General features: G+C 43.9%; 21 protein-coding genes and 2 tRNA genes. 5 read left to right on the top strand and 18 right to left on the bottom strand.

Translation table 11 applies throughout. The annotated features are described in order from the left end of the window. Window positions 1-54: 54 nt before the first annotated feature. The 8 genes from HXT52_RS01735 to HXT52_RS01700 all read right to left on the bottom strand — a co-directional run bounded on the left by HXT52_RS01735 (window position 55) and on the right by HXT52_RS01700 (window position 9,305). Window positions 55-1,338 (bottom strand): deoxyguanosinetriphosphate triphosphohydrolase, encoded by a 1,284-nt coding sequence (locus HXT52_RS01735; RefSeq protein WP_119521690.1) that lies wholly within the window; start codon window positions 1,336-1,338, stop codon window positions 55-57. A 66-nt stretch (window positions 1,339-1,404) separates the two neighbouring features. Then, on the bottom strand, window positions 1,405-2,784 hold the full coding sequence (gene alr, locus HXT52_RS01730) for an alanine racemase (RefSeq protein WP_410313501.1): 1,380 nt from the start codon (window positions 2,782-2,784) through the stop codon (window positions 1,405-1,407). 85 nt (window positions 2,785-2,869) lie between these two features. Next, window positions 2,870-3,409, bottom strand: a complete 540-nt coding sequence (locus HXT52_RS01725; RefSeq protein WP_410313502.1) for an N-acetyltransferase — start codon at window positions 3,407-3,409, stop codon at window positions 2,870-2,872. A 53-nt stretch (window positions 3,410-3,462) separates the two neighbouring features. Further along, a complete protein-coding gene (locus HXT52_RS01720) occupies window positions 3,463-3,957 on the bottom strand; it encodes an S-ribosylhomocysteine lyase (protein ID WP_004106032.1) in 495 nt (164 codons plus the stop codon). Window positions 3,958-4,073: 116 nt separating this feature from the next. Continuing rightward, the gene (locus HXT52_RS01715; RefSeq protein WP_410313503.1) at window positions 4,074-5,708 is read right to left on the bottom strand and encodes an ABC transporter ATP-binding protein; all 1,635 of its coding nucleotides are present in this window, start codon (window positions 5,706-5,708) and stop codon (window positions 4,074-4,076) included. Further along, window positions 5,705-6,559, bottom strand: a complete 855-nt coding sequence (locus HXT52_RS01710; RefSeq protein ID WP_308582757.1) for an ABC transporter permease — start codon at window positions 6,557-6,559, stop codon at window positions 5,705-5,707. Before HXT52_RS01710 ends, HXT52_RS01715 begins: the two co-directional genes overlap by 4 nt. Before the next feature lie 13 nt (window positions 6,560-6,572). Further along, entirely contained in the window at window positions 6,573-7,526 is a 954-nt protein-coding gene (locus tag HXT52_RS01705; RefSeq protein ID WP_308582753.1) for an ABC transporter permease, read from the bottom strand. Window positions 7,527-7,595: 69 nt separating this feature from the next. After that, a complete protein-coding gene (locus HXT52_RS01700) occupies window positions 7,596-9,305 on the bottom strand; it encodes an ABC transporter substrate-binding protein (protein WP_421776049.1) in 1,710 nt (569 codons plus the stop codon). Window positions 9,306-9,735: 430 nt separating this feature from the next. Between HXT52_RS01700 and pdxS the strand changes: the two genes are divergently transcribed. Then, window positions 9,736-10,569, top strand: coding sequence for a pyridoxal 5'-phosphate synthase lyase subunit PdxS (gene pdxS / locus HXT52_RS01695; RefSeq protein ID WP_050543671.1), 834 nt, complete (start codon window positions 9,736-9,738; stop codon window positions 10,567-10,569). A gap of 2 nt (window positions 10,570-10,571) precedes the next feature. Then, window positions 10,572-11,165 (top strand): pyridoxal 5'-phosphate synthase glutaminase subunit PdxT, encoded by a 594-nt coding sequence (pdxT, locus tag HXT52_RS01690; protein ID WP_119521702.1) that lies wholly within the window; start codon window positions 10,572-10,574, stop codon window positions 11,163-11,165. A gap of 125 nt (window positions 11,166-11,290) precedes the next feature. Here pdxT and pgi read toward each other — a convergent pair whose 3' ends face one another. Next, complete coding sequence (gene pgi, locus HXT52_RS01685; RefSeq protein ID WP_004137567.1) at window positions 11,291-12,985, bottom strand: glucose-6-phosphate isomerase; 1,695 nt, start codon at window positions 12,983-12,985, stop codon at window positions 11,291-11,293. A 414-nt stretch (window positions 12,986-13,399) separates the two neighbouring features. On the opposite strand from pgi, the gene HXT52_RS01680 reads away from it, so the two are divergent. The 3 genes from HXT52_RS01680 to HXT52_RS01670 all read left to right on the top strand — a co-directional run bounded on the left by HXT52_RS01680 (window position 13,400) and on the right by HXT52_RS01670 (window position 14,505). Beyond that, window positions 13,400-13,472 (top strand) — tRNA-Thr (locus HXT52_RS01680). 81 nt (window positions 13,473-13,553) lie between these two features. After that, a tRNA-Leu gene (locus tag HXT52_RS01675) sits at window positions 13,554-13,634 on the top strand. A 103-nt stretch (window positions 13,635-13,737) separates the two neighbouring features. Continuing rightward, window positions 13,738-14,505: a type III pantothenate kinase gene (locus tag HXT52_RS01670; RefSeq protein ID WP_375169363.1), complete on the top strand. Its 768-nt coding sequence runs from the start codon at window positions 13,738-13,740 to the stop codon at window positions 14,503-14,505. A 22-nt stretch (window positions 14,506-14,527) separates the two neighbouring features. On the opposite strand, the gene HXT52_RS01665 is transcribed toward HXT52_RS01670, so the two are convergent. The 9 genes from HXT52_RS01665 to HXT52_RS01625 all read right to left on the bottom strand — a co-directional run bounded on the left by HXT52_RS01665 (window position 14,528) and on the right by HXT52_RS01625 (window position 25,222). Continuing rightward, window positions 14,528-15,958, bottom strand: coding sequence for an extracellular solute-binding protein (locus tag HXT52_RS01665; protein ID WP_419388868.1), 1,431 nt, complete (start codon window positions 15,956-15,958; stop codon window positions 14,528-14,530). 36 nt (window positions 15,959-15,994) lie between these two features. Beyond that, entirely contained in the window at window positions 15,995-17,902 is a 1,908-nt protein-coding gene (gene glmS / locus HXT52_RS01660; RefSeq protein ID WP_375169361.1) for a glutamine--fructose-6-phosphate transaminase (isomerizing), read from the bottom strand. A gap of 9 nt (window positions 17,903-17,911) precedes the next feature. Further along, window positions 17,912-18,808: an amino acid ABC transporter permease gene (locus HXT52_RS01655; RefSeq protein ID WP_375169559.1), complete on the bottom strand. Its 897-nt coding sequence runs from the start codon at window positions 18,806-18,808 to the stop codon at window positions 17,912-17,914. 49 nt (window positions 18,809-18,857) lie between these two features. Then, on the bottom strand, window positions 18,858-19,835 hold the full coding sequence (locus tag HXT52_RS01650) for an ABC transporter substrate-binding protein (protein WP_004129448.1): 978 nt from the start codon (window positions 19,833-19,835) through the stop codon (window positions 18,858-18,860). Between the two features lie 171 nt (window positions 19,836-20,006). Continuing rightward, entirely contained in the window at window positions 20,007-20,801 is a 795-nt protein-coding gene (locus tag HXT52_RS01645; protein ID WP_004129450.1) for an amino acid ABC transporter ATP-binding protein, read from the bottom strand. Window positions 20,802-20,879: 78 nt separating this feature from the next. Then, on the bottom strand, window positions 20,880-21,908 hold the full coding sequence (locus HXT52_RS01640) for an amino acid ABC transporter permease (protein ID WP_375169360.1): 1,029 nt from the start codon (window positions 21,906-21,908) through the stop codon (window positions 20,880-20,882). A gap of 179 nt (window positions 21,909-22,087) precedes the next feature. After that, window positions 22,088-22,999 (bottom strand): ABC transporter substrate-binding protein, encoded by a 912-nt coding sequence (locus tag HXT52_RS01635; RefSeq protein ID WP_375169359.1) that lies wholly within the window; start codon window positions 22,997-22,999, stop codon window positions 22,088-22,090. A gap of 204 nt (window positions 23,000-23,203) precedes the next feature. Next, window positions 23,204-23,692 (bottom strand): SsrA-binding protein SmpB, encoded by a 489-nt coding sequence (smpB, locus tag HXT52_RS01630; RefSeq protein ID WP_004135576.1) that lies wholly within the window; start codon window positions 23,690-23,692, stop codon window positions 23,204-23,206. Between the two features lie 129 nt (window positions 23,693-23,821). Next, window positions 23,822-25,222: a CHAP domain-containing protein gene (locus HXT52_RS01625; protein WP_421776048.1), complete on the bottom strand. Its 1,401-nt coding sequence runs from the start codon at window positions 25,220-25,222 to the stop codon at window positions 23,822-23,824. Between the last annotated feature and the right edge of the window lie 16 nt (window positions 25,223-25,238).

Genomic DNA, 25,238 nt, shown 5'->3' with positions numbered 1-25,238 from the left:
TACAACAAATCTACACTCACAGCTCACCCAGAACAAATCACTTAGCAAAAGCACCTAACACAAGGCCGCGTGAAGAGTTGCGGCGGACCCGTCTGTTAAGCTTGCCACCTGGTCGATTGCAACACGAAGACGCTCATCATCATTCGTGCACTCGTTCCAATCTCCCACAAACACGGCTTCCATAGCATCGTGCGAACGCGGCGACTTGCTCATAAAGACTTCCACCAAATCCGTCAAAATCTTCTGTTCGCGCTTATAAACTTCACGCTCGCGAGGAGCGATTATAAAGTGCACTGCCAAACTTTTAAGTATTACAATCTCGTAGGAAGTATCTTCCGGAATTACAAGGTTTGCGCGGTAACGAACAAGAGGACCGTTGCCATAACACTCACGCGTAGCGTGCTCAACAGAACTTGCGAAACGGCCAATAAGAGCGCTAGTAATATTTTTCAACTGCGCTAACGCTCGGCGTGAACCGTCGAAAGAATCCGGGAACATTGCGCGCTTCCTTAAACGCTGCAAAGCCGCCAAAAGTTTATCTACATCCCAACGATTTCCATACCAGGCATGGGTTTCTTCAACAACTTTATCTACAACCTTTGTATCCGCAACTAAAGCAGGATTAAAAGCGCCGGTTACAATCGCATCCTCAATATCGTGCACACTGTAAGCAATATCGTCCGAAAGATCCATTATTTGACATTCCATCGGCTTAGTTTCGTGCGGCGCTCCAATTTTCAGCCATTCAAACACATCACGATCATCCGGATACACGCAGAATTTAAGATCGCGCTCACCTTTGTCGTGCGCCTTAGCTTCTTCTAATCCCCACGGATACTTCACTGCAGCATCTAATGCTGCGCGCGTAAGATTTACTCCTGCACTCCTGCCGTTTTGCCGCAAAACTTTCGGTTCTAAGCGTGTAAGTAAGCGAAGAGTTTGCGCGTTTCCTTCAAAACCACCAATATTTTTCGCCAACTCTGCGAGCGCACGCTCACCGTTGTGACCAAAAGGCGGGTGACCCAAGTCGTGAGACAAGCAAGCGCAATCAACAACATCCGGATCACAGCCAAGCATTGCTGCAATCTGTCTACCAATTTGTGCAACTTCAAGAGTATGCGTTAAGCGAGTTCTGGCAAAATCATCCGATCCTGCAACTAAAACCTGGCTTTTTGCACCCAATCTACGAAGAGCAGACGAGTGTATGATTCGCGCGCGATCTCTTTCAAAAGGCGTTCTAGCGCGAGTGTGATGAGGCTCACTCGCCCAGCGCTCAGTGTCATGCAAATCGTATTCACCAACGACCTCATTATCTGATGCAATTACTTCGTCGCACATCTAGCACCTCTTTTTATTTGCAATTAAGACTATTTTATTAACTGTCTTAAAACAAGCAGTAACAAGTTATATAAGACTTTTTGCGTCCAGTTTTGAAATATCGCTAGAAGATAGCACTTCGTAAGCGTTGCGGTAAAGCCGCGGCACGCGAGCGCCGATTCCAGTCATAATTTCGTAGCTGATTGTTCCTGCAGCTTTTGCCCAATCGTCTGCAGTAGGCTCAGCAAATTCCAAGCCTCTTCCAGGTCCAAAAAGCGTTACAGTATCGCCTTCTCGAACGCCTAACTCTGCAGCATCGCCTTTTAAATCAACTATGAACTGGTCCATGCAAACTCGCCCAGAAACGTTCACAATTCGAGCACCATTATTTGTTTCTACTCTAACCGGACCGCCTGGCTTATTAACATGACGTGCACCTTGCATATCGAATCCGGAAGCAGAACGCAAAATGCCGTCAGCGTATCCAAGAGGAACAATAGCAGTGCTCGTATTATTTGGAGTTAAATACGTGCGTCCGTATGAAATTCCATGTCCTTCTTCTACAGTTTTTACAGTGCCAAGCTGAGCTTGAAGAGTCATAGCCGGCTGCAATCCGTAAGTTTGAGAAGTTCCCATTGCAGGATCCGGCTCGTAGCCGTACAAACCGATTCCCGGGCGCACAAGCTCAAAACGAATTTCTGGGCGGTTAAGCGTTGCAGCAGTATTTGCTAAATGACGGATTTTAGGGGCTAAACCAGCTTCTTTCATGCGATTTGTAAACTCGTGGAATTGTTGGATTTGGCGGTCTGTTGCGTCTACAAATTCTGGAACGTCTGGAGAATCTGCCACAGCTAAGTGACTCCATTGGCCAATAACTTCAATCGCGCCTTCGCTAGAGTATTGCTGCAATCTTTTAAGAGCGTCACTAAAACCGGCTGGAGTAAAACCATTTCTACCAAAACCTGTATCGACTTTTACGTGCACGCGCGCAGGCTTACCTAACTTTCGTGCAGCAAAAGCCACAGCGTCGAGAGAATCAATAGATCCAACAGAAATATCAATATCTTCTGAAATTAAATCCGCAAATCTCGTAGTTGGAGCACTAGTAAGCCAAGTAAGAATATGGCAGCGGCTTGAATCAATACCAGCTGCACGCAAACGTAACGCTTCGTATGGTTGAGCTGTGCCAAGCCAAGTAGCTCCACCAGCTAAAGAAGCAAGAGCGCTAGGAATTAAGCCATGTCCGTAACCGTCTGCTTTCACTACCCCCATAACTTCCGGCGCATTTTGACCAGGCTGCAAATTTTGACCAACTCGCGCAACCAAAGTGCGCATATTGTCTCGAAGTGCCTTCAAATCGACGATTACCTGACCCGGGTATGTACTTAAAGCGCGAGCATAGTTTGCTTCTAACATTGCCGAATTACGTGCACTATTACTTGCTGCATTACTTAAATCTGTACTCATAACTCACCTAACTGATTTAGTATGCTTTTAATGCTACATGCTCTTTTGTATACTCTCCATAAGCTTTTAAGAACACATGCGCATTTCATATGACATGATTAAGTGTTTGCATCCATTGATATGCAATACGTACTGCACTGTGTACACGATCTGGAATAACGACCAATCCACAACGACTAAACCCTGCACGCGTAATTACTTTTTGCATAATTACGTTATCTGGATGCGTGTCAATTCGTACATTATTATAGTTTTGCTGCACCCAATGCAAGCACGCTGTTGCCATTTTTGGTTTTATTCCCGAAGATGCTAAGCGGTGAATTGTTACATAGGAGGAAATATCATCAAGCCACGCACCGTCAATACTGGCATACACTTCATCAACACCTTCGCATAATGCGAATTGCGCTAGAATACGCTCGTTACATGATTCTGGGTCCTCGTCAACAATCAAATAGAAACGTTTTAAACGAATATCCTCAATAACACTTGAAACAAGTGGAAAACTATTCCCCCACTGATGAGGATTGCCTGTAACACGCATAAATTTGCGAGCATTTTCATAAATATGCTCAATATTTCGCAAGTCACCAAGAGTTGCTTTTCTCAATGTTATATCTTCCATGTCAGCCTCTAAAAGAAAGCAAATAAAACTACGCAAAATTAGCTAATTATTACTTACACAAGTTTGCGCTCAAAAGGATCCGAACTAATTCCCTTCGCTAGAATATCTTTACACCATTGACTAGCACCAAATAAACTGTGATCTCTATAGTTACCGCAAGATTCAATAGTTGTTGCAGGAACATCATCCCAAGTCGCCTTAAACGCAATAAACTCAAGAGATTCCTTTAAAGCGCGCGCCACATCTTCTGTGCTGTGTTCGCCCCAAGTTAGCAGATGAAAACCAGTTCTGCAACCAAAAGGCGAGCAATCAATATAGCCATCAATACGCTCGCGAAGTAACACTGCAATCATATGCTCAATTGTGTGCAAAGCTGCAGTAGGAATTGCTTCCTCATTAGGCTGCGTTAAACGAATATCATAGTTGGAAATAACATCCCCATTAGGACCTTTTTGCGTATTGATATAGCGCACATAAGGTGCTTTTACTTTAGTATGATCTAGTTCAAAACTTTCTGGTCTAGGTCTAGACGCATCCTGCTTATTCATAAGTATTCCCTTCGCTTAACTACACAATAAACAACGTACTCTTTACGTACTAAGTACTTCTATAGTAGACGGTAGTTGCCTAATTAGTTGAAAGATTTATTAGTTGAAAGATTTATTTACATGATTGCTGCGTTTACAAGAGCACGAGTGTAGTCATTTTGCGGATTATTTAGAACATCGCTTACTCTTCCAGATTCCACAATTTCCCCATCGTTAAGAACAATAACTCGTGTTGCTAAATGCTGAATCATACCTAAATCGTGGCTTACGAAAACACACGACATTGTTGGGCGCTCTTTTCGAATTGCCGCAAAAGCGTCGAGAATACGAGTGCGCTCAGCAACGTCAATTGCACTCATTGGCTCGTCTGCAACCAAAACTCGAGGATTATTAATCAGTGCGCGCGCAATAGCAACACACTGAGCCTGACCGCCAGAAAGCTCATGAGGATAACGTTCCAAAAAATCTTTAGGATTTAATCCTACTAATTTCAGCATTTCACAAACACGCTGCTCAATAGTTGCATCGTCTAATTTAAGCGATTTTCGCCAAATATTAAGCGGCTCGGCAACGCTTTTTAGAACAGTCCAGCGCGGGTCTAAAGCCGCAAATGGATGCTGAAAAACAAGAGAAGTTTCTTTACGAAGCGCACTATAATAGGAAATTTTTTTGTGATTTGTAGAAGAATTCACTATTTGTGAATCATAAGTAACAATTCCATCTGAAATTTTTTGAAGACCTAACATTGCGCGAATAAGAGTTGTTTTACCAGAGCCAGAACCGCCAATAATAGCAAGCGATTCTCCTTTGAAAAGCTCTAGATTAACACCCTTCAAAACTTCTGCGCGAGCTAAGGCACGACCCAAAGTAACGTGAATGTTTTTTGCAGTTAAAAGAGCAGAATTTTCGCGACTTACACTTTCTGTAGTCGCACTTTCGCGACTTGCACTTTCGCGACTTACATTTTGAGAATCTATTTTTTGCGCTCTTAAAGTCAACTTTTTAGCAGCATCAACCAATTGCTTAGTTGAAGTAACGCGCGGATTTTCAAGCAAATCTTGGACTTCTGCACTGTCAACCAATCGCCCAGAATCAAGAACATAACAACGCTTAGCAGCTTTTGAAAGCACAGAAAAATCGTGAGTTACAAAAAGCATAGAAGCGCCCATGTTGTCAACAAGCGAAGTCAACATGTTAACAACTTCTTTTTGAGTTACACTATCGAGAGCAGTAGTAGGTTCGTCAGCCAAAATAAGCCGCGGAGAAGTAATTAAAGCTGTTGCAATACCAACTCGCTGCAGCTGTCCGCCAGAAAGTTCAAAAGTGCGTTTAGAAATAATATTCTGCGGCAAACCAACCTTTTCAAGCATTACGCAAACTCTATTATGAACGTCATCGGCATCAAGTTGGTAGTGAATGCGCAAAGGAAGCGAAATCTGTTCCTCAACACTTAGCATTGGATTAAGCGCGCGATTAGCCTGCTGAAATACCACGCCCACGTATTTTCCTCGAAGGCGAGCAAGATTCTCATCACTAGCGCCAACAGTTTGAACTCCCCCAAGCATGCAAGATCCAGAAATTTTAGTTTCAGACGGAAGCAAGCCGGTTGCAGCGCGAAGAAGCATAGATTTTCCAGAGCCAGAAGCCCCAACTAAGCCAACACGCTCACCATCTGAAATTTGCAGCGAAACGTTGTTAAGAATAGTTTTTTTACCAAGATTTAACGTAAGATTTTGAATATTTAAGCTCATTTTGCGCCTACTTTATTCATACTTTTTGCACAAGGATCCAATACTTTACGCAACACGTCACCTAGCAGATTAAGAGCAACAACAACTATTGTTACGATTAATCCCGGCCATAGAACAGCCAAAGGATTGACGTGAATAAGCGTTACGGAAGTTGCCAAAACACGCCCCCAGCTAGGAACTCCCGACGGCACACCTACACCCAAGTAAGTTAATCCACTTTCTGCCAAAATCACCGTACCTGCAGAAAGAGAAAGCTGCACAAGCGCTACAGGCGTAATATTAGGGAGCACATGACGAAGTAGCACATATCTTCTTGAAGCGCCTTGAGAAATAGCTGAATTTACGTAATCTGATTGCAAAACAAGCTTTGCGCTTGGACGCACAATACGAGCCAGATTAAAACCGTATCCAAATCCACAAGCAATCACAATCACCAAAACGTTTGCGCCAAACGGAACCGCAAGCATAAGAGCAATCAGAACAGTTGGAACAGAAATAAGAGCGTCAACAGCCATAACGCTTGTTGCACGAATAATTTTATACTGCGAAATCATAATGCTAAGCAAAACCGTGCCAATTAAAGCAGAAATCATAACTGTGCAAACGACTATAACAAGCTCCACTCGAGAACCTGCCATAAGCCAGCTAAGCATGTCGGCGCCAGTTCCATCAGTACCAAGTAAATGCGCAAAAGACGGCTTCTGCCACACTTCGTAGCCGTTTGTTTTTAGAAGAGAATAAGGAGTCCAAAACAGTGAGATTGCAGCAATAGCAAGCCAAAGAAAAAGCGTTACGCATACGAATTTACCAAATGAAGCACGCCATATACGTTTTAGAATAGTAAATTGCATCTTTTTCACAAAATCACCTTGACAACCTAGGGTCTAGCAGCCTGTGAGCAATATCAACCGCAAAACCAATTAGCAGAAAAAGAGCCGCAAGCATAAAAAGTTCACCCTGCACGGCAATTAAATCGCGCAAACCAACATCTCGAACCAAACCCATACCCATTCCAGGTAAAGAAAACAGGTTTTCAATAACCATCACACCCATAACCATGTGAGCGAAAGTCAAGCCAATAACAGAAACTAACTGAGCAAGAGCCAAACGCAAACCAACTCGCCAAACAACCTGCTTACGAGTCATTCCGCAAGCCATTGCTTCAGCAGCAATTTCACTATTAGCAATATTTTCAAGAATTGCTGCAGTGTAGCGCATAAAACTAGAGCCAACAATAATTCCAACCGTAATCGCCGGCAAAAGCAGAGACAAAAACGCTTCGGAAAAATCACTCCAGCCGTCAGTTGGAAAACCCTGAGTAGGAAGAAGACCCACTACGCCAACACCTTTGCCAAATAGCAAAATAAGAAGCATTCCACCCCAAAGAGCTGGCACAGATCCTGCAGAAATAGCAGTAAATCGAGAAACTACTTGAGCTAGCTTCCCTTCATGAGTTACCTTAAAACAGCCAAGCGGAATACCAATTGCGAGCGCAATAGCAAGTCCCAAAAAAATCAGCGGAAAAGTTATAGTAGCACGGCCTAAAATCATTGAAACCACGGGCCTGCCCGTTAGAACAGAAACGCCGAAATCTCCACGCATAACACCCAGAAGCCAATCGGCATATTGAGTAAAAAGCGGCTTATTTAAGCCAAGCTCAGCCCGCAGCTGCTCAACTTTGCCGTGAGGGGAGTTAAGACCTGCCATAACTTGCGCAACGTCGCCCGGAAGCACACGAAGCGCAAGAAAAACAGCCGCAGAAATGCAAAACAGAGCCGCAATAAAAAGCAGCAAACGTTGGCATATCATGCGAAACATTAATAACTCCCCTTTTTCACCAATTTTTAATTACTTAATTACTTGTTTAACTTTTGCGTAGATTTTTAGTTACTTAGTTAAACGCAAATTGTAAAGTGGCAAAATTTCTTGATTCATGTCAAAAGGCATTCCTTCAAGATTCTTCACCTTCGCAGTTACAACGCGGTAGTTAAACAGCCAATCTGCAGGCGCATCCTTGCTAATAATTCGCGCAGCTTTAGCAAGCAATTTAGCAGACTCATGCTCATTCGCACAAAGCATTGCCTTCGCATACAAGTCTTGAACCTGCTTACTATCGTAACCGTAGTAGTAGGTAGGATCCGCCCACTGGCCAAAATCGTGGCTTTCGTTGTGGTCAACCATCGACAAATCGTACTGCTTATTCTTGTACACGTCCTGAAGCCAAGTAGTAAACTCAACAACATTCACGCGCAAATCAATACCAACAGCTTCAAGCTGCGATCGCAATTGGTCACCAAGTTGAGTGCCGTAAATATTCGGGTAAGTAAGCGAAAGTTTAAGAGGATGCGACTTATCGAAACCTGCATCTTTCATAAGAGACTTCGCGCGATCAATATTATGAGGATAAAGCTTAGTTAGATCCTCATAACCTGGGTCAAGAGATGGGATTGGGCCACCAAGAGCCAAATCTGTACCGCCTCGAGACGCAATAATCTGCTTATGATCAATCGCGTAACGAATAGCTTTTCGCACGCGAGCATCCTTCGTACGCTCGCCATTCATGTTCATAGCAAGCACGAACTTGTCTGTTCCGTTTCCAGCTCGAACAACATAACGCTTAGAATCATCCTTAAATGGCTTAGCAAGCTGACCGGAAATAGGAGCAAGAGCTTTAACAGCGCCAGAAGAAAGCGCGTCTACAGCAGCGTTGTCATCAACAAAGTAGCGAACAACAACTTTTTCGGTTTTAGCAGGATGAATGCCCTTATATCGCGGATTTGCCTTTAACACAACACGATCTGAAGGCACGAACTTTTCAATTAAGTACGGTCCGGAGCCAACCGCCTGCGTTTTAGCATCGTATTTAGCTGTTTTATCAAACACTAAGCCCGCGCGAGAGCACAAGGCCCACAAAAGCTTCGCATTTGGCTCTTTAAGCGTAATCTCAAACGTGTAATCGTCCTTCGCTTTTGCAGACTCAACTTTTCCAACCATATTCGAGCCGCGATACTGCTTAGAAACAAGCTCATTAAACGACCACGCAGCATCTTTTGCCGTAAGCTTGTGGCCGTTAGAAAATACGGAATCCTTGCGCAAATGGAAAGTGTAGCGTAAGCCGTCTTTGCTTACTTCCCAGCTTTTTGCCAAAGAAGGCGAAACCTGGTTCTTTTCATTTCTCGCAACCAAACCCTCGTAAACGTTACCAATAAGAAGCTGATCTAGCGAAGAACCGGACTGGTTTCTAATATCGAGATTAGTAGGAGCCAGTTTTAAGCCGATTGTGATGGTTTTGTGCGACATTGTAGATGCAGCGTTTTGCGACTTGAACAAGCTTGGGTCAGTTACCGTTGCAAAAATCGCGCTTATTACAACAACCGCAACAATTACTATTGTAAATAGCCAAGGCTTGCTTAGCTTGCGATTTTTTGATGAAGTGTTTGATTTTGCAGCTGCATTAAGCGAGTCGTCTGTACTTGATTTAGACGCGCTATCTGCAGAAGCATTATCGTAAGAATTACTTGCGTAAGATTCACCAGAGAATGTTTCGGTCGCGCCGTTTTCTTCGTGCACGCCTTCCTCAGGTTTTGCGTTACCCATACCATAAACCTTTCTAAATGGTACTAAGTTATTTAGTTGTTATTTATATTTAGTTATTATTTATTTTTAATTGTTTTACGCTCGACGCTTGATTGCAAATTAAATAAATCAACCCCAAGTCGCCGGCAGTATCAATCGTAGCGCAAGCTAAAAGCAGGCTCACCGTGCAATCATCCAAAAAACTCGCGAAAAATTTGTATAAATACGATTTTAAGAACGCACAAGGTTGTACTATTTATTAGGCATATATCCTACGAATGTGGTTAAATTCCAACAGAACGTAAACTTGCAAACGTGCGCAAACACATTTAATACAAAGCGAGGAATGATGACTGAGAACTTGAATACTACGGTAACTGTGAACGAATCCTCAGATCCGCAAAACCAAAGTGGTGAAGACCGTACAGCATTGAACCGCCAGCTGGCTCAAATGCTTAAAGGCGGCGTGATTATGGACGTCACCACCCCAGAGCAGGCAAAGATTGCTCAGGATTCTGGCGCGTGCGCAGTTATGGCTTTGGAGCGCATTCCTGCTGATATTCGCGCAGCCGGCGGCGTTTCTCGAATGAGCGACCCGGCTATGATTCACGGCATTCAGGAAGCTGTGTCTATTCCTGTTATGGCAAAATGCCGTATTGGCCACTTTGTTGAAGCACAAGTGCTTGAAGCTATTGAAATTGACTACATTGACGAAAGCGAAGTGCTTTCCCCAGCTGACGACGTGTACCACATTAATAAGCGCGATTTTGCCGTGCCTTTTGTTTGCGGCGCAAAAGATTTGGGTGAAGCTTTGCGCCGAATCAACGAAGGCGCTTCCATGATTCGCACTAAGGGTGAGCCAGGAACTGGCGACGTGATTCAGGCTGTGCGTCACATGCGCATGATGAATTCTGCTATTCGTAAGCTTACAAGCATGCGCGAGGATGAGCTTTTTGAGGAAGCTAAGAATTTGCGCGTGCCATTTGAACTCGTAAAGTATGTTGCACAAAACGGAAAGCTTCCTGTAGTAAACTTCGCTGCAGGCGGTGTTGCTACCCCAGCAGACGCTGCTTTGATGATGCAGCTTGGTGCTGAAGGCGTGTTCGTTGGCTCCGGCATCTTTAAGTCGGGCGACCCAGCAAAGCGCGCTGCAGCAATTGTTAAGGCTGTGACTAATTACAAAGACGCTAAGATGATTGCTAAGCTCTCCGAAAACTTGGGCGAAGCTATGGTTGGCATTAACGAGCAGGAAATTAAGCTCTTGATGGCTGAGCGAGGCGAGTAATTTTGTCAAACTCACCTATCAATACTGATAACTCCGCTCATACTGTAGCAGTTTTAGCAGTTCAGGGAGCTTTTCTTGAGCATCGCTTGATGCTTGAAAAATTAGGCGCGCGCGTAATAGAGCTTAGGCAGGCGCGCGACTTGGAGCAGTCTTTCGACAGATTAGTGTTGCCGGGAGGCGAAAGCACTGTGCAAGCTAAGCTTCTTCGCGAGCAAAATATGCTTGAGCCTTTGCGCGAGAGGATTGCAGGCGGCATGCCTGTTCTTGGCACTTGCGCAGGCTTGATTTTGCTTGCTAAGAACGTAGAAGGTAACGAAGTAAACGGTTTTGGCACGCTAGACGTAACAGTTAAGCGAAACGCTTATGGGCGCCAGCTTGGAAGCTTCCATTGTGAGGCTGAGTTTGGTGAGCTAGGCAATGTGCCGATGACGTTTATTCGCGCGCCTTATATTGCGGAAGTTGGATCTAACGCCGAAACTCTTGCAACTGTAGACGGCCACGTGGTAGCAGCGCGCCAAGGGAATCAAATTGGAACGTCCTTCCACCCGGAGCTTGACAGCGATACGCGAATTCACCAGCTTTTCTTGAATCTGTAGTTGAAGCTGTAGTTGAATATGTATTTATTTATCTAAACAAAAACCTCTTGATGAATGACTAACACTCACCAAGAGGTTTTAAAATTATAGGCAAATAGACAAGCCATATTTAATATGCTTGCAAACTACTTGCGATGCGCGCGGTAGAAGCGAATCAAGCTCTGCGTAGAAGCATCCTGAGCTGCCAAAGCGTCATCATCCTGAGAAATTGCAGGAGTAATCTGCTTTGCAAGCTGCTTGCCAAGCTCCACGCCCCACTGATCGTAAGAATCCAAGCCCCACACAGTGCCTTCAACGAAGGTGATGTGCTCGTAGAGAGCAATCAATTCACCCAAAGCGAATGGGGTCAAAGCTTCGCCGAAGATGGAAGTGGTTGGACGGTTGCCGCTGAATACGCGAGCTGGAACAATCTCTTCTGGAGTGCCTTCTGCGCGAACTTCGTCAGCAGTCTTACCGAATGCAAGAGCCTTGGTCTGTGCAAGATAGTTACCCAAGAAGAGCTCGTGAACGTCCTGATCGCCATCCTTAGTAGGATTTGGCGTGTTCACAAATGCAATGAAATCAGCTGGAATAAGCTGAGTGCCCTGGTGAATCAACTGGTAGAAAGCGTGCTGACCGTTGGTGCCTGGCTCGCCCCAGAAGATTTCGCCGGTTTCGCTTGTTACAGGAGTGCCATCCCAGCGAACAGACTTACCGTTGGATTCCATGGTGAGCTGCTGCAAATAAGCTGGGAAGCGGTGCAAGTACTGATCGTATGGAAGCACAGCGTGGGAAGCAACCTTGTAGAAGTTGCGGTACCAAACGTTGAGCATACCAAGAAGAACCACAACATTCTTCTCGAATGGGGTTTCAGCAAAGTAAGTATCGATTGCGTGGAAGCCCTTCAAGAACTCCTCAAAGCGCTCTGGGCCGAGAACAACGGCCAAAGAAGTACCAACAGCGGAGTCCACGGAGTAACGACCGCCAACCCAGTTCCAGAAGCCAAAGGCGTTGGTTGGGTTGATGCCGAACTCTGCAACCTTTTCAAGGTTGGTAGAAACAGCTACGAAGTGCTTTGCAACAGCTTCAGCCTTCTTTGCGTCGCTGCCGTCAATAGCGCCGCACTCCTGAAGCTTATTAAGCAACCAGGTACGAGCGGTACGAGCGTTGGTCAAAGTCTCCAAAGTGGTGAAAGTCTTGGAAACAATGATGAACAAAGTGGTTTCTGGATCCAAATCCTTGGTCTTTTCGGCCATATCGTTTGGATCAATGTTAGAAACGTAGCGAGCGCTAATACCAGCGTCAGCGTATGGCTTCAAAGCTTCGTAAACCATGACCGGACCCAAGTCGGAACCGCCGATACCAATGTTTACAACAGTCTTGATGTTCTTGCCGGTAACGCCCTTCCAAGCGCCGGAGCGAACTTCGTTAGCGAAATCGTAAATGCGACCCAAAACTTCACGAACATCTGCAACGGTATCCTGACCGTCAACAATGAACTTGCCAGCATCCTCTGCAGGACGACGCAAAGCAGTATGCAAAACTGCACGATCTTCAGTATTGTTAATGTGCACGCCGGTGTACATTGCCTTAGTGCGCTCGTCAAGCTTAACTGCCTTTGCAAGATCTGCGAAAAGCTTCAGAGTTTCAGGCTTAATTAAATTCTTAGAAAGATCGAAGTGGAGATCTCCAGCTTCGAAGCTCAACTTATCCACGCGATTTGCATCCTCTGCAAACCACTTCTTCAGGCAGACGCCTTCTGACTGCAACTCGTCGTAATGCTTCTGCAATGCAGCCCACTCTGGGGTTTTTACGGCGTCAACTGGCGGATTGATGGCCATTTCTAGGTCCTTTCATTTCTTTAACTGATGCGACAGCAATTGTCACTATCATCCACTTCACAAGATACTCACAAAAGCAGACAGAAACACGCGAAGCTTAACACAAAAATGAACACAATAACACTGATAATGCTCACAACCTACCTCACATTTGGAGCGTTGCGGAGGGTTAAGCACTCCAAACGCGCGCAACCTACCCCACATTTGGAGCGTTATCCGCGGCTCAGCACTCCAAACGCGGGAAAACTACCCCACATTTGGAGGGTTTCGAAGGGCCAGGCGCTCCAAACGCGGGAAAACTACCTCACATTTGGAGGGTTAGCTGTTGCACGGCGCGCCAAATTAGACAAATCTAAAAAAATACGATAAAATACTTTTCTTGTGCGCGAGTCGCGAATGCGTCTCGGGCAACATGCCGCTTTAGCTCAGTCGGTAGAGCGTCTCCCTCGTAATGAGAAGGTCGACAGTTCGATTCTGTCAAGCGGCTCTCGACTCATTCGAGCGTGTTAATACTTACGATTCGTGTTACGACTTGTGTTTTCCACGCTCGATTATTTGTATGAGTTATGCGCGAGTGGCGGAATGGTAGACGCGCAGGATTTAGGTTCCTGTGTCTTACGACGTGTGGGTTCAAGTCCCATCTCGCGCACGTTAAATCTTAAATCTACAATTCACAAACTTTCGTTAATATCAACAAGTAATATCAATAAGTAGTATCAACCATAAATATCAACATCAGGAAGCGCGTATAAATGTTAGTAGCAGTAGACATTGGCAACACGAACATAGTGCTTGGCTTTTTAAAAAATAACAAAATCGTCGACACGTATCGCATGACTACAAAATCCAACCGTACTTGTGACGAATACGGCATTATACTTATGCAATTCCTGCATTTAAGCGGCTTCAAAGCAAGCGATGTTGACGATATAATAATTGCTTCTGTTGTTCCAAAAGTTATGCACTCATTTCGTTCTAGCATAATAAAATTCTTTAATATTGACCCAATGATTGTGGGCCCTGGTGTTAAAACTGGCATGAATATTCGCATTGACGAGCCTAAATCGCTTGGTGCAGATTGCTTGGCTGATTGCGTTGGTGCGTTCAACGAGTACGGTGGGCCTGTTCTTGTTATTGACTTCGGAACTGCTACAACATACAACTACGTTGATAAAAGTGGCGCTATTACGTGCGGTCTTATTTGTACTGGTATTAGAACTGCAGCCGCAGCTTTGTGGGATAATACAGCTCAGCTTCCAGAAGTTGAGATTTCTAGACCAAAGTCCGTTCTTGCAAAATCAACTCTTACTGCCATGCAAGCTGGCTTATACTACAGTTTCTTAGGTGGTATTGAGCGCACTATTGAACAGTTTAAGAGCGAAATAAATGAGCCATTTAAGGTGATTGCCACAGGCGGATTGGGTAGTTTGTTTGAGCAGGATGTTAAATCAATCGACTATTACGATCCTAATTTGATTTTCAAAGGCATGGCAGAAATTTATAGAAGAAACTTGCGTTAGTTTTAAAACTTGCGTTAGTTTTCTATCTAACAACAAAACCTTGATTATACCCGTATTCTTTTAAGTCTTTTTGCCACAAATCTAAACCATCTTTTATAGAAATACGAGGACCTGGATCGTCTGGAAGCCACAGCTGACTGCCGTCATCTTGAGTAATTCCAGCGTCAATCATAGACTGCACATTCAAGCGAGTACGCGACTTTCTACTCCAGTCATAAGCCTGCCCAACAGTTGTACGAAAATCATTTCTGGAATACACTTCAAACGGCAAATACTGGTATCTGGTATCGACTTGATTTGCAGCATCAGCAAATACGCGGTTAAATTTCTGACCACCAAAATAAGGTATGTCAATTCCGCGAGAATCACGTATTGTTGTTCGATTTAGAAAATTCGGGTCAGCAAGAGTTACAACATCCGCAGGAAACGCTCCACCGTTAACGCGCATTCTAATACCTTGCATTTCGTGACAAACAAAATTCACAAAACGCATAGCAGCTTCCGGCTTTCTACTTAATTTCAGCACAGATAGCGCAGATCCGCCCATTTCTGCGTTACGTTTTTCGCCGTGAAGCGTTGGCACATGCGCAACCTTCCATAATCCCGCTGTACCTGGCACATTCTCCAGAAGCAGAGAAGGCATCCAAGCTCCAGCAAAAACAGAAGCAATTTTGCCGGCTCCAATACCATTTTTCCAGCGTTGCGTCCAGGTTGTAGTTCGTGTGTCAATTAAGCCTTCGTCAATCATAGACTGCCAAAACTTAGTAAACTTTTGCGTGCCATTGTCGTAGCCCAGACGCACAGTAACTGTTTTTCCATCGTGCGAAGTAATAAAAGGACGTCCACCTGCAAGCCAAATCATAGCGTTATAAAAGCTGGCATCTCCCGAATCTGCAGCAATATAAACGCCAATATCCTTCAGTTTTCTAGCAGCGTGACGGTAATCTTCCCAAGTGCGTATTTTAGTTGCGTCAACACCAGCTTGCTTAAATACGTCATCGTTATAAAACCAAGCCATAGGTCCTGAATCCATTGGAAGGCCATAGATTCGCCCACCTAGTTGCACAGAAGACCAAGTACCTGGAGTGTAGAAAGTTCTAGTCCCCTGCACTCGATCAGTAATATCCAGCAGCTGCTCGCTTACAGCGTATTGAGGTAGTGCGAAATATTCCAGCTGAGCAACGTCTGGTATTCCGTAACCATCTTGAATAGCGCTGTTTAGATTGCTGTAGCCGCTAGTGTCTTTTACAACAACACGAAGATCCGGATTAAGACGCTCAAACTCTTTTGCAATACGCTTCATGCTTGGTTCCCACGACCACACAGTGATTCGTGTTCTAGCATCCGCATTTCCACATCCGGAAGATAGCAATAAAGACAAAACACACAATATTGAAAGCACTAATTGCTTCAAACTATTGCGCGATTGCAATATTTTTGCGAATGTAAGCATGAGTTGCCGCCTACTACTATTTTGTTACCATAAGTTTTATTCTACAGTTACGGATTTGGCAAGATTTCTAGGCTTATCAACATCGTAACCCTTTAATTTTGCCATATCCATTGCGAATAACTGCAACGCAACAACGTCAACAAGCGGGCTTAAAAGAGTCGGGCATTCAGGACGCCAGAAAACAATATCCGCGTATCTTGCAGCATCCGGATCCCCTTCTTCAGCAACCGCAATAGTAAACGCTCCGCGCGCTTTAACTTCCTCAATTCCAGAAATTACTTTTGAGTGCAAAATGTCGCGTCCGCGAGAAGAAGGCACAATTACTACAACAGGCTCCCCCTCGTCAACAAGCGCGATTGGACCGTGTTTAAGCTCACCGGCTGCAAAACCTTCTGTGAAAGTATATGCGATTTCCTTAAGCTTAAGCGCTCCTTCTAACGCAACAGGGTATCCAACATGACGACCTAAGAATAGGAAAGACTTAGCTTCAAGCGTATGCTCTGCAGCTTTCATAATGGAATCTGACTGAGTGTTGAGAACATTCTGAATTTTACTTGGCATAGCTTTTAATTGCGCAACAATTTGCTGGATCTCGTCGCGATACATTGTGCCTTTTACTTGTGCCAAATAAAGACCGAGCATGTATGCTGCCACGATTTGTGCAACAAAAGCTTTAGTAGAAGCAACAGCGATTTCTGGACCAGCGTGAGTGTAGAGAACTGCGTCAGATTCGCGCGGAATGCTAGAACCTTGAGTATTGCATATTGCAAGCACACGACTTCCCTGCTCGCGCGCGTGACGCAAAGCCATAAGCGTATCCATTGTTTCGCCAGACTGCGATATTGCAACCACCAATGTTCGATGCGTCAAAATAGGGTCTCTGTAGCGAAACTCGTGAGCAAGCTCCACTTCAACCGGCACACGCACCCAGTGCTCAATCGCATATTTTGCAACCAAACCTGCGTAACTTGCCGTGCCGCAAGCAACAACAATAATTTTGTCAATCGCGCGCAACACGTCTTGGCCAATATGCACTTCGTCAAGAACAATATTTCCCTGAGCGTCAAAACGCCCGCGCAAAGTGTCTGCAACAGCGTGTGGATCTTCATGAATTTCCTTATCCATAAAGGAATCCCAGCCGCCTTTTTCTACAGCAGACGCATCCCAGTCAACCGTAAAACACGTAGGATTTTCAACAACTTTGCCGTCAAAATCAGTAAGAAGCAAACCAGCTTTGCCGCTTTCGTCAATATTTCCAATGCAAACAGCTTCATCTTGGCCAACTTCTAAAACACGATCCGTATAAGCCACAAAAGCCGCAACATCAGAACCTAAGAAATACTCGCCGTCACCAAGACCCACAACAAGCGGAGAATCGTGACGAACAGCTGCAACAATACCAGGCTGACGAACGTCCACTGCTAGAAGAGTAAAAGCACCCTTAAGCATTTTTGCAGTGCGGCGAAGAGCCGTAAATAAGTCTGCTTTACCGGTTTCTTCCACAATTTCGTTTGCGATTTTACCAAGCAGTTTTGCCGCAACTTCCGTGTCTGTTTGGGAAGAAAATTCGTATCCTTCTTCGTGAAGCTGTTCTTTTAGAACAACAGCGTTTTCAATAATTCCGTTATGAATAAGGGCGATTTTTCCGTCAACACTTGTGTGAGGATGCGCGTTTGCATCGCAAGGAGCACCGTTCGTAGCCCAACGAGTATGACCTATTGCAGCACTCGCTTCCGGCATAGGATTCACACTAATATCATCTCGTAACACAGCTAGGCGTCCTGCTTTTTTGCGCACGGCAACCTTGCTCATTCCGGGTGCCACCAGTGCCACTCCTGAAGAGTCATATCCGCGATACTCTAAACGCTCTAATCCACCTAAACAAACTTCCAAAGGTTTTGCGCAAACCTTGCCAAAACCCGCATATCCCACAATTCCACACATAATCTTCTATTATACGTCAACCTCAAGGCTTGTGCAGTACTTTCTTCGCGTCAAATCTCGCGCTTCGAAGCCTTTGCCGAAATGCTTTTCTAACATAGACTGCAAAACCATCAACACAGAAGTAATAACCAAATACCAAATACTAGCAACAAGAAGAAGCGGAATCGGCTTATAAATACGATTAGCAATAGCATTCGTAGCAAACTGAAGCTCAAGCGTAAAAGGCACAGCCAAAACCAAAGAAGTAGTCTTAAGCATACCAATAGTCTCATTACCCAAAGGCGGAACAATAATACGCATAGCCTGAGGAAGAATCACACGACGCATCATCAAAGAACGAGACATACCCAAAGCCTTAGAAGCCTCAACCTGACCAGCATCAACAGCCTCCAAACCAGCACGAACAATCTCAGACAAATACGCAGCCTCATTCAAAGACAAACCAACAACCGCAGCCGTAAGAGAAGTCATAACAACATTAGAATCAATAGAGAAAAACTCCACAGAAGTAAACGGAATACCCAAACTCAACTTAGGAACAAGAACCGCAAACATACCCCAAAAAACAAGCTGCGTATAAACAGGCGTACCCCTAAAAAACCAAATAAAGAACCAAGCACACCCACGCAAAACCGGGTTAACACTCTTACGCATCATAGCCAAACCAACGGCCAACACAATCGCAATAACCATAGCAAGCAAAGTCAAAAGAAGAGTCCAGCCAATACCAGTAAGAACATTTTCGTCAATAATATATTTCGCTACTATATTCCACTCAAATCTACGATTAGTCGCTATAGAATACAGTAAAGAGCAGGCCACTAATGCAACAATTACCCCAGCAATAATAGGACCCGGCTTTTTAACTGGAAGAATACGCTCGTCGTTGTTCTTTTTAGAAAACATATTCACAATACTACTCTAAACTCAATCAAAATCAGAAGACACCAGAAAATCACACATTCGGATTTAATTCAGGATGCTTAACCATAATATCTTCCACACCCCAAGACTTCATGATTTTTTCATAATCTCCAGTTTGTATAAGTTTTTCAATACCAGCTTTAACAGCCTGAGCAAGCTGCTTATCCCCTTTTTGCATAATAATGCCCATAAGCGCCTTGTCTTTGCTTGTTCCCAAAGCCTCAAGCTGATTATCGGTTTGCTCAATAGCAAAACTAGAAACAGGAGTGTCGGCGTACATAATATCCGCTCTACCAGCTACAACAGCAGTAGTTGCATCTGTTTGCTCTTTAAAAGCAAGAACATCTAAAGGACTATTTTTACTCGCTTTACAAAAGTCTCTAGCACTATACATTTGCGATTCGCTGGTAGTGCCTACTTGTACAGACACTTTTCTGCCACACAAATTATTAAGACTTACCTTTGTTGGGTTTCCTTTACGAACAACAAACAGCAATCCAGCATTTGCGTACGTTACAAAATCGACGGCTTTTTCTCTTTCCTTACTTACTGTAAAACCAGAAACACCTATATCGAATTTGCTGCCAACAGAAGGCAAGATAGCATCAAAAGGAGCATTCACAATAGTAAGTTTTAAGCCCATTAATTTTGCTAAAGCTTTATTAAGATCAATTTCGTAACCGATTACAGTTCGGCCATCTCTGGCATAAAATCCTGCAGGAGCATAACCAATGTTTGTTCCCATAACAAGCTCGCCTTTTTCCAACAGTTTTTTAGGAAGAAGAGAGGCGATTTTTTCATCTTTTTTAATGCTATTAATGTTGTAACAGCGGTCAAGAAGAGGGTCACGGCCAACAGCATCGGTTGTTCCACAAGCTCCAGAAAATCCTATTAAAGTCGCAGAAACAAAAGCCGCAATAGAGCGCATCCACCTAGAAGATCCTAAGAATGTCCACTTATTCTTACGATGCACATCAAGTTTTTTAACATCGCAATTCGCTTGAATCATAGAATCCCTTAACAACTATATCTACTTGAACATGCACAACTGTACCACTAATCATAAAGCAATACGGTGCTATTCTTTTGAATTTTATAAAAGATTTACTGCAACTTTACTGCGGCTTTACTGCAACTTTACTGCGGCTTTTAGGAGCTTCGTAAAAGCTTCGTAAAAGTTTTAAAGCACGTGATGCAAGAAATCTTTGAAACGATTAGTTTGCGGATTGTCAATAATATCAGCAGTTCCGCACTCTACAACCATTCCATCATCCATAAATACTACTTGATCTGCAACTTCACGCGCAAAACCAATTTCGTGCGTTACAACAATCATTGTCATACCATCTTTTGCAAGATTTCGCATAACATTCAAAACTTCACCAACAAGCTCAGGGTCAAGAGCAGAAGTCGGCTCATCAAACAGCATAATTTCCGGCTTCATAGCAAGAGCGCGCGCAATTGCAACACGCTGCTGCTGGCCGCCAGAAAGCTCAGCAGGATAATGATTCATTCGCTCAGCCATGCCGACTCGTTTAAGCTCTTCAATTGCTAAATCGTGAGCTTCCTGCTTACTCATTCCCAACACGTGAACAGGAGCTTCCATAACATTTTCCAATGCCGTCATATGAGGGAATAAGTTAAAACGCTGGAAAACCATTCCAAGCTTCGAACGCTGCTTAGAAATCTCTTTATCGCTAAGAGCTTGAAGACATTCCTCGCCTTTATGCGTTACCTTTTTTACACCAATGCGCTCGCCATAAATGCTAATACTTCCAGCACTAAGAGTTTCAAGCTGATTGATTAAGCGCAATAAGGTTGATTTACCAGATCCGGAAGGTCCTAAAATAACAGTTACCGTGCCAGGATTAACGGTTATATTAATATTTTTTAATACGCTAAGACTACCGAATGATTTCTGTACGTTGCTTAAGATTACTGCGGGAAGATTGCTTTCGTTATTTTTAATAGTCATATTCGCTCCCTCATTGTAATTTTCTAAAGTATTACTCATGTTATTCACCAAAATTTCGTATATGAAGCAATGCTACCACTAGGCATTAAAGCCCAACATAGCCGCGTCGTTACGCCCTTTAACATTTTTCTGCTTAGCGTGCAAAGATTTGTCGCCGCGCTGATCCGCATCTGTGTCTAATTGCGCATGTTTTACAATATCTCGCGCTTCGAAGCCTTTGCCGAAATGCTTTTCTAACATAGACTGCAAAACCATCAACACAGAAGTAATAACCAAATACCAAATACTAGCAACAAGAAGAAGCGGAATCGGCTTATAAATACGATTCGCAATAGCATTCGTAGCAAACTGAAGCTCAAGAGTAAAAGGCACAGCCAAAACCAAAGAAGTAGTCTTAAGCATACCAATAGTCTCATTACCCAAAGGCGGAACAATAATACGCATAGCCTGAGGAAGAATCACACGACGCATCATCAAAGAACGAGACATACCCAAAGCCTGAGCCGCCTCAACCTGACCAGCATCAACAGCCTCCAAACCAGCACGAACAATCTCAGACAAGTACGCAGCCTCATTAAGAGACAAACCAACAACCGCAGCCGTAAGAGAAGTCATAACAACATTAGAATCAATAGAGAAAAACTCCACCGAAGTAAACGGAATACCCAAACTCAACTTAGGAACAAGAACCGCAAACATACCCCAAAAAACAAGCTGCGTATAAACAGGCGTACCACGGAAAAACCAAATAAAGAACCAAGCACACCCACGCAAAACCGGGTTAACACTCTTACGCATCATAGCCAAACCAACAGCCAACACAATCGCAATAACCATAGCAAGCAAAGTTAAAAGAAGAGTCCAACCAATGCCATAAAAAACGTTATTGCTAATCAAATATATGCCTACAACATCCCACTCGAAGCGAGGATTTGTAACAATTCCATATAGTAGCGAGCATGCAATTACTGCTACGATTATGCCAGCAATAATAGGACCAGGTTTTTTAACAGGCAAAATACGTTCAGCTTGAACTGTGCTAGAGCTTGAGTCAGAAAAATTAGCGTCAGAAGAGTTCGCGGTTAAAGAGTTCAACATATTCTCCATAGTTTTCGTTTATATGAATATTTATAAATTATATAAAGTAATGCAAATTTACCATTTAATGTTATAAACGGTAAATTTGCATAGAAATAAGTGAGATTAAGATGCTACTAAAGCTTAGTTTAAAGCTTATTAAAGCTTATTAAAGCTTATTAAAGCTTATTAAAGCTTATTAAAGCTTATTAAAGCTTAGGATTAACTACAGCTTCCTTAATAGCAACGTTTTCAACGCCCCACTTCTTCAAAATGTCCTTGTAAATTCCGGACTTCATAAGCTTATCAATGCCAGCCTTAACAGCCTTAAGCATTGCAGCATCGCCCTTCTTAACAGCAGCACCCATTGGCTCTGCATCCTTGCTGTTTTCAAGAATTTCAAGCTTTCCAGCGTTCTTAATAGCAGCGTAACCAGCTACTGGAGTATCTGCATACATAACGTCTGCACGACCAGAAAGAAGAGCGGTAGTTGCGTCAGTCTGCTCTTTGAAGCTCATGATTTCAAGAGGCTTATCGTTATTCGCAGCGCACTTCTTTTTAGCTTCTTCCATAATAGGCTCGCCAACTGTGCCGGTTTCCACAGTTACTTTTTTGCCGCAAAGATTCTTTGTGTCTACCTTAGTAGGATTTCCCTTACGCACTTCGAAAGACAAGCCAGCGTTTGCGTAAGTAACAAAGTCAACGGACTTCATACGTTCAGCATTAACAGTAAAACCGGAAATACCGACGTTATACTTGCTGCCGATTGCAGGAATAATAGAGTCGAATTGAGCGTGAATAATCTTAGCATTCAAGCCCATAACCTTTGCCAAAGCTTTAGAAAAATCAATTTCGTAACCGACTGGTGTTTTGCCGTCAGCAGCGAAGAATTCTGCAGGAGCATAGCTAACGTTTACACCAACAACAAGCTCGCCTGTTTTAGCTACTGCTTTTGGTACCAAAGCTGCTACTGCATCATCTTTTTGAACATTGCTTACGTCGTAGCTTCTGGCAACATCTGGATCTGCATTCTGCTTGGAATCAGCAGGACCGCAGGCGGCAATAGTGCCAATCAAAACTAAAGAAGCAACGGCAGCAATAGGTTTAATTGATTTGAACATTTTTCTTCTCCGTAAATCTAATAATTTTCAGTGATGCGTATAACTATACACGATAACCCTACTATTTTCACAACTGTTTATGCAAAATAGTGTATATACTGAAATAAACATACTGCTTATTAGCAAAATAGTTGACTTCCTGAAAAAATATGACGCATATTATTCGCAATAATGTATAATATGTGGCGTGTCGCGTTGAGATGATTATTGAGCGCGCAAATTACGGTAACGCATAGCACGCAAAGCCTCGCGCTTATCTTGCTCCTCACGCAAAGCCTCGCGCTTATCAAATTCCTTCTTACCGCGCGCCAAAGCAATCTCAACTTTCACATAGCTTCCCTTAAAATACAGACGCAACGGAACTACAGTATATCCTTTTGCTTCAGTCTGCCTAGAAAGTTTAGCTATTTGAGCCGCATGAAGAAGCAGCTTGCGTTTACGCTTTGGAGCATGATTATTCCAAGTACCGTTCAAATACTCAGGAATATTAGCCCCCTCAAGCCACATTTCACCGCGACGATCAATATTTACAAAAGATTCCGCTAAAGAAGCTCGACCTTCGCGCAAGGACTTAACTTCCGTTCCAGTAAGAGCAAGACCAGCTTCGTAGCAATCTTCAATGGCGTAGTCATGATGAGCCTTACGATTTTGAGCTACAGTAACCGTACCATCTTGAGCAGGTTTATTTGCCATAACTCCCCTCCAATACTAAGACCACAAACAAAACTTGCCATAAGACTTCTATCTTATGGCAAGCGCACTTGAGTCTTCAAGCTTATTTTTTAAGACACGCACAAACTACTTGTACGCGTCTTATGAACTTTAATAATGCACGTACTCGTAGTCGCCTGGATTGTAAATAGTTTCGTACGCTGGGAATGTTGAGAATCCGGTGCCGCCTTCAGAAATAAGCACTGAACCATCCGCATTAACACGCTCAACAACAGCAACGTGACCATACTGCCAGTCTGCAGTCCAGTTACCAACGCGCTGGCCGCGAGCAAACACCATAACAGCACCAACGTGTGGAGTACGATTAACTAAATACCCTAATCGACGACCAGTATTCGCCCACTCAGCACCATTACCCATATACGATCCAACTGGCAAACCAAGCTGAGACCTACGCAAATAAGCCCACAATGTGCACTGACGAGCAGGATAAGCAGAACCGCCAACAGAATTGCCAGTATTATGACCGTAGCAGAACTTAGCTCCTTCAGGGCAATTGCCAGGAACAGTGTAATTCATGCCGTTAGCAGCACCATCGGAAAGCTGCATTGGAGGCAAAGAAGCATTAGTTCCAGCTCCCCTAACCTGCTGACGGTTTCCAGCGTTAGGATCAGCGCGAGCAAATGACTTGTTTGCAAGAGCGCGAGCTTGAGCGTCAATAGCAGACTTCATTGCCACAATTTCTGCAGCTTCACGAGCAGACTGAGTAGTTAAACTACTTTTTTGACTTTCAAGCTGCTTACGAATATTTTCGCCCTGATCTCGCAAATCTTGCAACGACTTCCTGCGATCGTTAGCAGCTTTAGCAGCAATCTGCGCGCTTTGAGCCTGAGTATCGGCCTGCTGCTTAAGTTTTGCGATTTCCGTTTCAATAGCAGCCAAACGCTGACGACGATTCATAGAAGTATTTAATTTAACTGCAGCATCGTTTGCAGCGTTTGCCTCGCTACGAGCAACTGCAGCTTCAGACTGAAGTTTGCCAACAAACTGCTCAGTAGTTGTTGACTTCGTAACGATATTCATAACATCGGAGGCTTGAGAACCGTGGAAACTCTTACGAGCAAGTTGAGCTACAGCAGCTTTTGCATCGTCAAAATCGGCGCCAGTTTTCTTAATTTTTTCTTCCAAATCGCGCTTATCTTTTTGAGCAGACTCTAATCTTTGCTGAGTAGATTCTGCAAGACTACGCGCTTGAGCAGCCTGCTCTTCAGCCTGCTGAGCCGCACGAACCTGGCCTGGAATTTGACGCTCATTCAAATCATTAAGCTCGAGAATCTTCTTTGCCAGCTGCTTATTAACACCAGAAAGCTGACGCTTTAGATTCTCGTTCCTCTGCACTTTACGCCTGTATTCGTTCATATTAACAGCGCTAGCAGTATCAGCAGTTAATAACGAGCCAACAACGCCACTAAGCAGCATAGCAACGGAAACAACCAAGCTAACTATTATACGATTGTGCCTATTGCACACGCTACGTCGAGTTACGCTCATATTACTTCCCTTTCCA

Origin of the sequence: Gardnerella sp. KA00288, from assembly GCF_049244085.1 — a bacterium.
GTDB lineage: Bacteria > Actinomycetota > Actinomycetes > Actinomycetales > Bifidobacteriaceae > Bifidobacterium > Bifidobacterium greenwoodii.
This window is presented reverse-complemented; position numbering and strand designations above follow the sequence as displayed.

Bases quoted from the DNA above. Each gene is read 5' to 3' on its own strand.
- HXT52_RS01735 (WP_119521690.1), bottom strand. From the start codon at position 1,338: ATGTGCGACGAAGTAATTGCATCAGATAATGAGGTCGTTGGTGAATAC.
- alr (WP_410313501.1), bottom strand. From the start codon at position 2,784: ATGAGTACAGATTTAAGTAATGCAGCAAGTAATAGTGCACGTAATTCG.
- HXT52_RS01725 (WP_410313502.1), bottom strand. From the start codon at position 3,409: ATGGAAGATATAACATTGAGAAAAGCAACTCTTGGTGACTTGCGAAAT.
- HXT52_RS01720 (WP_004106032.1), bottom strand. From the start codon at position 3,957: ATGAATAAGCAGGATGCGTCTAGACCTAGACCAGAAAGTTTTGAACTA.
- HXT52_RS01715 (WP_410313503.1), bottom strand. From the start codon at position 5,708: ATGAGCTTAAATATTCAAAATCTTACGTTAAATCTTGGTAAAAAAACT.
- HXT52_RS01710 (WP_308582757.1), bottom strand. From the start codon at position 6,559: ATGCAATTTACTATTCTAAAACGTATATGGCGTGCTTCATTTGGTAAA.
- HXT52_RS01705 (WP_308582753.1), bottom strand. From the start codon at position 7,526: ATGTTTCGCATGATATGCCAACGTTTGCTGCTTTTTATTGCGGCTCTG.
- HXT52_RS01700 (WP_421776049.1), bottom strand. From the start codon at position 9,305: ATGGGTAACGCAAAACCTGAGGAAGGCGTGCACGAAGAAAACGGCGCG.
- pdxS (WP_050543671.1), top strand. From the start codon at position 9,736: ATGCTTAAAGGCGGCGTGATTATGGACGTCACCACCCCAGAGCAGGCA.
- pgi (WP_004137567.1), bottom strand. From the start codon at position 12,985: ATGGCCATCAATCCGCCAGTTGACGCCGTAAAAACCCCAGAGTGGGCT.
- HXT52_RS01670 (WP_375169363.1), top strand. From the start codon at position 13,738: ATGTTAGTAGCAGTAGACATTGGCAACACGAACATAGTGCTTGGCTTT.
- HXT52_RS01665 (WP_419388868.1), bottom strand. From the start codon at position 15,958: ATGCTTACATTCGCAAAAATATTGCAATCGCGCAATAGTTTGAAGCAA.
- glmS (WP_375169361.1), bottom strand. From the start codon at position 17,902: ATGTGTGGAATTGTGGGATATGCGGGTTTTGGCAAGGTTTGCGCAAAA.
- HXT52_RS01655 (WP_375169559.1), bottom strand. From the start codon at position 18,808: ATGTTTTCTAAAAAGAACAACGACGAGCGTATTCTTCCAGTTAAAAAG.
- HXT52_RS01650 (WP_004129448.1), bottom strand. From the start codon at position 19,835: ATGATTCAAGCGAATTGCGATGTTAAAAAACTTGATGTGCATCGTAAG.
- HXT52_RS01645 (WP_004129450.1), bottom strand. From the start codon at position 20,801: ATGACTATTAAAAATAACGAAAGCAATCTTCCCGCAGTAATCTTAAGC.
- HXT52_RS01640 (WP_375169360.1), bottom strand. From the start codon at position 21,908: ATGGAGAATATGTTGAACTCTTTAACCGCGAACTCTTCTGACGCTAAT.
- HXT52_RS01635 (WP_375169359.1), bottom strand. From the start codon at position 22,999: ATGTTCAAATCAATTAAACCTATTGCTGCCGTTGCTTCTTTAGTTTTG.
- smpB (WP_004135576.1), bottom strand. From the start codon at position 23,692: ATGGCAAATAAACCTGCTCAAGATGGTACGGTTACTGTAGCTCAAAAT.
- HXT52_RS01625 (WP_421776048.1), bottom strand. From the start codon at position 25,222: ATGAGCGTAACTCGACGTAGCGTGTGCAATAGGCACAATCGTATAATA.